We start from the raw sequence: 6,070 nt of genomic DNA on the forward strand, positions 1-6,070 counted from the left end.
CAAGGCTTAAAATTAATAAATGTTCGTGCAAACTGAAAAATGTAACTTTTCTCCCCGGTTTTTCCTTATTTAGATTTTTTACAGAAAACAAGGATTTTGACGGTCATCCGTCGTTTGCCGCCCTGCAACGCGGCCCATCCGTTTGGCGGCAATTATCTTCGCATTTTTAAAGGGGAGCCCGTCGCCGTAAAGACCGCTGAGGGAACAGCCTCCCCCAAAAGCTCCGCGCTCCGTTCGTCCGGCTGGCTTCCGCCCACGAAAACGCGGAATTCTCCCGGTTCCAGAATACAGTTTCCGCTGTTGTCAATCAGCGCCATCTGGCGCGCGGAAATGATAAATTTCACCTGTGCCTTCTCTCCCGGCTTTAAATGGATTCTTTGGAATCCCACCAACTGATACCTTGGGACCCGTACGCTTGCCTTCAGATCCCGCAGATACACCTGGACGACCTCGTCCGATTCCCGTGTTCCGGTATTTCGGACCCACGACGTAACTTCGGCGTCGGAACCGACTGAAATTTCTTTTTCCACTACCGGCTGCTCATAAGAAAATGTGGTATAGCTCAGGCCGTAACCGAACGGATATAAAGGTGTTCCATGAAAAAATCGGTAAGTCCTGTTCTCCATGGAATAATCTTTGAAATCCGGCAGGTCGTCGTCGGAGCGATAAAAGGTCACGGGCAGCCTTCCCGCGGGGGAAAAGTCGCCGAACAGCAGGGACGCGACTGCCCTTCCGCCCTGAGACCCGGGGTACCAGGCCTGCAAAATCGCGTCGGCGTGTTCATCCGCCCAACTGACCGCGAGAGCGCTGCCGGACATCAGCACGACTACGACGGGCGTGACCGTGGCCCGCACAGCCTCCAGGAGCGTCTCCTGATTGCCCGGCAGTTTCAGGTTTTGCCGGTCGCCGGAGGAAAACTCATTGGAAGTGTCGCCCTCCTCCCCTTCAAGGCTGGCGTCCAATCCCAGGCAGACGATGGCCACGTCCGCCCGCTCCGCGGCGGAGACCGCTTCCGCCAGACGGTCGTTCTTCCATGAGAGGTGGATCATGCTGTTTTGATAAAGATGGCAGCCCTCCGCATAATAGATCCTCGTTTCCGGGCCGACAGACCGCCGGATTCCTTCCAGTACCGTTACGGATTCGGACGGAGTCCCAAAATAGTTCCCGAGTAGAGCGGTCCGGCTGTCGGCATTGGGGCCGATTACGGCAATGGAACGGAGCCGCTCTCTGTCCAAAGGAAGGATTCCGTTCCGGTTGCGCAGCAGCACCAGCGACTTTTCCGCCGTTTGTTCGGAAAACTCCCGATGCTCTTCACAATCGTTTTTTTCATATGGAATGGATGCGTAGGGCACGTGCTCGGCTTTGTCGAACATCCCCAGACGCATTCTGGTCAGCATAAGGCGATAAACCGCCCCGTCAATCTGCTGTTCCGTCACCAATCCTGCACGGTAGGCTTTGACCAGGCTGGCAAACGCGCAGCCGCAGTTGAGGTCGCAGCCGTTTTTCAGCGCAAGAGCGGAAGATTCCTCAATATTTTGTGTCACTCGATGCGCCTCGTGAAAGTCCTTGATCGCCCAGCAGTCCGACGTGGTGTAACCCTTAAATCCCCATTCGTCCCGAAGAATTTCGACCAGAAGGGTTCTGCTGCCGCAGCAAGGCTCGCCGTTCAGCCTGTTGTAAGCCCCCATCACGCCCTCTACTCCGGCTTCGCAGACCGCCGCCTCAAAAGCGGGCAGGTAGGTTTCCCACAAATCCTTTTGGGAAACCTCCGCGTTAAAGCTGTGGCGTCCGTCCTCCGGGCCGCTGTAAGCGGCAAAATGCTTGGCGCAGGCGGCCGCTTTCAGATATTTGGAGTGATTGCCCTGAATGCCCCGGATAAAAGAGACGCAAAGCCGGGAGGTGAGACATGGATCTTCGCCGTAGGTCTCCTGCCCGCGCCCCCAGCGCGGATCGCGAAAAATATTAATGGTGGGCGACCAGAACGTCAGCCCCTTAAAAATATCATGGTCGCCCTTGCGCTGGTATTCATGGTATTTCGCCCTGCCCTCGGTGGAAATCAAGTCCGCCATTTTTTGAACCAGACGCTCGTCGAAGGTTGCGGCGATTCCGATCGCCTGCGGAAACACCGTAGCCACCCCCGCCCTCGCAACCCCGTGCAACGCCTCTGACCACCAGTTGTAACTCGGTATTTCGAGACGTTCAATCGCCGGTGACTCATACTGCATCTGGGAGATCTTTTCTTCCAGTGTCAGGCGCGAGACAAGGTCCCCGGCCCTTTCTTCAAAACTCAGCTCCTCGTTCAGGTAGTGCGGTAAATTCGTCGTCATGGAATGCCTCCAAATCTGTAATTGCAGCGTTTGATATTATCTTATCGTTTTGAGAGGTAGTAGTCTTATCAGCCCTTGCCGATTTTTGCTCATTTTTTGCTCTATTTGGCAAAGCGTATTGAAGAAAAGATAGAACCTTTTTATAATGTTCACGAAAGGCATTAGAGCAATTAAATAATATTTCGTTAATTTGCATACTCTTTTAATTGAAAACTGATAAATCATTTTTAATGCCTTTGCCATATTTCGTTCCGGTCAAATATTTTGACGGGAACAGATCTGCAAATGTGACCACTTTTACAACACGCCGCTTAATCAGAAAAAGGCCGTGAATCTTTCGTATCCCGCCTTTTTTGATTCGGACTTATTTTAAGGAGGAGAAATTATGAAGGCAAAGCATCTTTTCGCTGGCATACTGAGTTTGTCCGTCTTATTGACAACGGTTACCGCATGTGCCGGTTCCCCATCCGCCGGCAGCGCGCAAAGCACGGAAAATTCGTCGCAGGCAGGGACGGCTTCTCAGTCGGCCCCCGCTGAAAAAATCACGCTGACATTCTGGAACAACTACACGAACGACACCCAGCACACCATGGAGAATACCATTAAGCAGTGGAATTCGGATCACCCGAATATTCAGATCGAAGCGAGCTCCACTGAAAACAACGCCTACAAAACCAAAATCAAAACCGCAATTGCGGCGGACAGCGCCCCGGACATCATCTACACCTGGGCCGGCGGCTTCACCGAGCCCTTCGCCAAGGCGGGAAAGATTCTGCCCCTCGACGATTATCTGAACGACGGCACAAAGGATAAATTGCTGTCCGGCGCGCTGACCAACATCACTTTTGACGGAAAGATATACGGGCTTACTTACAATCAGCAAGCCGGCGCGCTCTATGTAAACGACGATTTGTTCAAGCAGAACGGCGTCAAAGTGCCGACCACTTTTGACGAATTGCTGACCGCGGTCAAAACATTTAAATCAAAAGGAATTACGCCGATGACGGTCGGAGAAAAAGACGAATGGCCCGGCATGTGGTATTACGACATGATCGCGCTCCGCGAGGGCGGCGCTCAGCTCTGTCTGGATGCCCTGAACAAGAAGGAATCCTACGATCAGACGGCGTTTGCCGAAGCGGCGCAAAAGCTGCAGGACCTGGTGGACGCGGGGGCGTTCCCTAAGGATGTCCTGGGAGTTACGCGCGACGAATCCGTCGCAATGTTTACCCAAGGCAAAATCCCGATGTATTTCGGCGGTAACTTTGACGCGCAGGTCATCGACGATTCCCTGAAGGGAAAGGTCAGCGCGGTGAAATTCCCGACGATCGCGGGCGCGAAAGGGACGGATACCGAATACCTCGGCGGCGGTGCCGACGCCCTGTGCGTCAGCGCGAACAGCAAGCATAAGGACGAAGCGGTTCAGGCTATCAAATACCTCGCCTCCGAATTTTCGAGCGGCATGTATCTGACGGGCGGCGGTCTGCCCGAATGGAAATACGATTCTCTCGACCAGTCAAAAATCGATCCTCTGTCCAAAGAGATCATGGATAATATCGTCAAGGGCTCGACCGGCAGCGTTCCCGCCTGGGACCTGTATCTGACCGGGGACGACGCGCAGACCCATCTGGACCTTGTGCAAAGCCTGTTCGGAAAACAAATTTCCCCGCAGGATTTTGCCAAACAAATGCAGCAAAAAGTCAACAAGTCCTGAATCTGCCCGACGGAAAAGTCTGATTTTCCCTGTTATGCAAGTTTAACAGGGAAAATCCCTTTCCTACTAAAAAATGTCCGCTGTGAAAGATTCAGGAAAGAAGGCTAACTATCATGGAAAAAATGCTGCGCGATAAAAAAGCAATTTTTCTTTTCACTTTTCCAACATTCCTCCTTTTTACGATCATTGTCGTTTTACCCATTTTTTTCTCGATCCATTACAGCACCCTGGACTGGGACGGCTTTTCCAAAGGAGTATTCGTCGGATTTACAAATTATAAAAATCTGTTTCTTAACAATACCGACGGCTTTATGCAGTCGGTCGTCAATTCTCTGGTTCTGGCCCTGATTTCGGTCGGCATCCAGCTTCCGATTTCACTGCTGTTGGCGCTGATTCTTGCGAGAGGAGTCAAAGGGGAACGTTTTTTCAGGACGGTGTACTTCATCCCGGTCATCATCTCCACGGTCGTAATCGGGCAATTATGGATGAAAATCTACAATTCCGATTACGGAATGCTCAATGGGGTTCTAAGGGCGGTCGGCCTCGATTCCCTTACAAACGCCTGGCTGGCCGACTCAAAAACCGCCCTGGCCTGTGTTTTCGCCGCCATGCTGTGGCAATACGTCGGATACCACATGCTGCTGCTTTACGCAGGCGCAAAATCAATTTCACCGGACATTTACGAAGCGGCGCGCATCGACGGGGCCAGCGAGCTAAAAATTGCTTTTCATATTTCAATTCCCCTGATGAAATCAATCCTATGCGTTTGTATCATCTTTGCCGTCACCGGGTCGTTTAAGGCATTTGACCTGATCTACGTAATGACGGGCGGCGGTCCGCTGCATTCTACGGAAGTTCCCACTACACTAATGTACACGACCATTTTTTCCCGCTATCAATACGGATACGGCAGCGCAATGGCCATTTTTATCATTGCGGAATGCCTTGTGTTCACACTGGTAATCAAAAAACTCTTCAGCAACGACCAAGATGAATCTTAAGTGGTGATACATATGAAAATACATTCCGACCATCCTGCTCTAAAAAAGCAGAAGAAAGTTAAAGTCTCTTCGATTGTCCTGTTCGCTTTTCTGGGGCTGTATACGCTGATACAGGTTTACCCCCTGATTTGGCTTTTTCTTTTCTCTTTTAAGAACAACAATGAAATTTACAGCGGAAACGCCATGGGAATCCCGAAAGTCTGGAGATTTTCCAATTACTTTACGGTGCTGACAAGCGGAAACGTTGCCGTCTACCTTATGAACAGCATCATCGTAACAGGGGCTACCATTATTGTTTCTACCATCCTGCTGACGACCTCCGCGTATGCCATCGTGCGGATGCACTGGAAATGGAATCATCTTTTTCTGACTTATATCCTTCTTGGTATGATGGTTCCCCTTCACGCCACGCTTTTGCCGCTGTTCATTGTTTTAAAGAACATGAGCCTGCTCAACAGTTATTTTTCCCTCATCCTGCCCTATGTTGCGTTTGCTTTGCCGATGGGAATCTTTATTCTGGTCGGCTTTTTGCAGAATATCCCGAAGGAACTGGAAGAGTCCGCCTGTCTGGACGGATGCGGCATCTACCGCATATTTTATTACATTTCTCTGCCCCTGGTCCGCCCGGCCATCGCGACCGTCGCCATTTTCACTTTTCTTTCCTCCTGGAACGAATTGATGTTTGCAAATACTTTTATCAGCGCCGACAAAATAAAAACCCTCACGGTCGGCATTATGTCGCTTTCCGGCCAACAGGGTACCCAGTGGGGGCCGATCGGGGCCGGTCTTGTTATCGCCACGGTCCCCACGCTGATCATATACCTGATGTTCAGCAACCAGATTCAAAAGAGCGTGATTGCAGGCGCGATAAAAGGTTAATCTTCCTCTTCACTTTCTTCCTATACAAAGGGGCTGTTGCAAAACGAAAGTTTTGGGGCAGCTCCTTTTTCTGTTGAAAAGTCAGCGATTTCGATATTTTTGTTGAAAATTCTGCGAGATAAACGGTCAAACAGACACGGCAGTGCTAAGCT

At 51.0% G+C, this 6,070-nt stretch carries 5 protein-coding genes; 3 read left to right on the forward strand and 2 right to left on the reverse strand.

Annotation, left to right across the window (positions count from 1 at the left end):
- Nucleotides 1-152: 152 nt before the first annotated feature.
- Both ACLQ3M_RS15220 and ACLQ3M_RS15225 read right to left on the reverse strand, forming a co-directional pair.
- A complete protein-coding gene (locus tag ACLQ3M_RS15220; RefSeq protein WP_411678552.1) occupies nt 153-2,327 on the reverse strand; it encodes a glycoside hydrolase family 3 C-terminal domain-containing protein in 2,175 nt (724 codons plus the stop codon).
- Nucleotides 2,281-2,523, reverse strand: coding sequence for a hypothetical protein (locus tag ACLQ3M_RS15225; protein WP_411678553.1), 243 nt, complete (start codon nt 2,521-2,523; stop codon nt 2,281-2,283). Before ACLQ3M_RS15225 ends, ACLQ3M_RS15220 begins: the two co-directional genes overlap by 47 nt.
- A 189-nt stretch (nt 2,524-2,712) precedes the next feature.
- On the opposite strand from ACLQ3M_RS15225, the gene ACLQ3M_RS15230 reads away from it, so the two are divergent.
- The 3 genes from ACLQ3M_RS15230 (at nt 2,713) to ACLQ3M_RS15240 (ending at nt 5,918) form a co-directional block, all read left to right on the forward strand.
- Complete coding sequence (locus ACLQ3M_RS15230; RefSeq protein WP_411678554.1) at nt 2,713-4,038, forward strand: extracellular solute-binding protein; 1,326 nt, start codon at nt 2,713-2,715, stop codon at nt 4,036-4,038.
- 113 nt (nt 4,039-4,151) lie between these two features.
- A complete protein-coding gene (locus tag ACLQ3M_RS15235; RefSeq protein WP_411678555.1) occupies nt 4,152-5,039 on the forward strand; it encodes a carbohydrate ABC transporter permease in 888 nt (295 codons plus the stop codon).
- A 12-nt stretch (nt 5,040-5,051) separates the two neighbouring features.
- Nucleotides 5,052-5,918, forward strand: a complete 867-nt coding sequence (locus ACLQ3M_RS15240; RefSeq protein WP_411678556.1) for a carbohydrate ABC transporter permease — start codon at nt 5,052-5,054, stop codon at nt 5,916-5,918.
- Nucleotides 5,919-6,070 lie beyond the last annotated feature (152 nt).

Source organism: Caproicibacter sp. (assembly GCF_046707225.1).
Lineage (GTDB): Bacteria > Bacillota > Clostridia > Oscillospirales > Acutalibacteraceae > Caproicibacter.

Bases quoted from the DNA above. Each gene is read 5' to 3' on its own strand.
- ACLQ3M_RS15220 (WP_411678552.1), bottom strand. From the start codon at position 2,327: ATGACGACGAATTTACCGCACTACCTGAACGAGGAGCTGAGTTTTGAA.
- ACLQ3M_RS15225 (WP_411678553.1), bottom strand. From the start codon at position 2,523: ATGCAAATTAACGAAATATTATTTAATTGCTCTAATGCCTTTCGTGAA.
- ACLQ3M_RS15230 (WP_411678554.1), top strand. From the start codon at position 2,713: ATGAAGGCAAAGCATCTTTTCGCTGGCATACTGAGTTTGTCCGTCTTA.
- ACLQ3M_RS15235 (WP_411678555.1), top strand. From the start codon at position 4,152: ATGGAAAAAATGCTGCGCGATAAAAAAGCAATTTTTCTTTTCACTTTT.
- ACLQ3M_RS15240 (WP_411678556.1), top strand. From the start codon at position 5,052: ATGAAAATACATTCCGACCATCCTGCTCTAAAAAAGCAGAAGAAAGTT.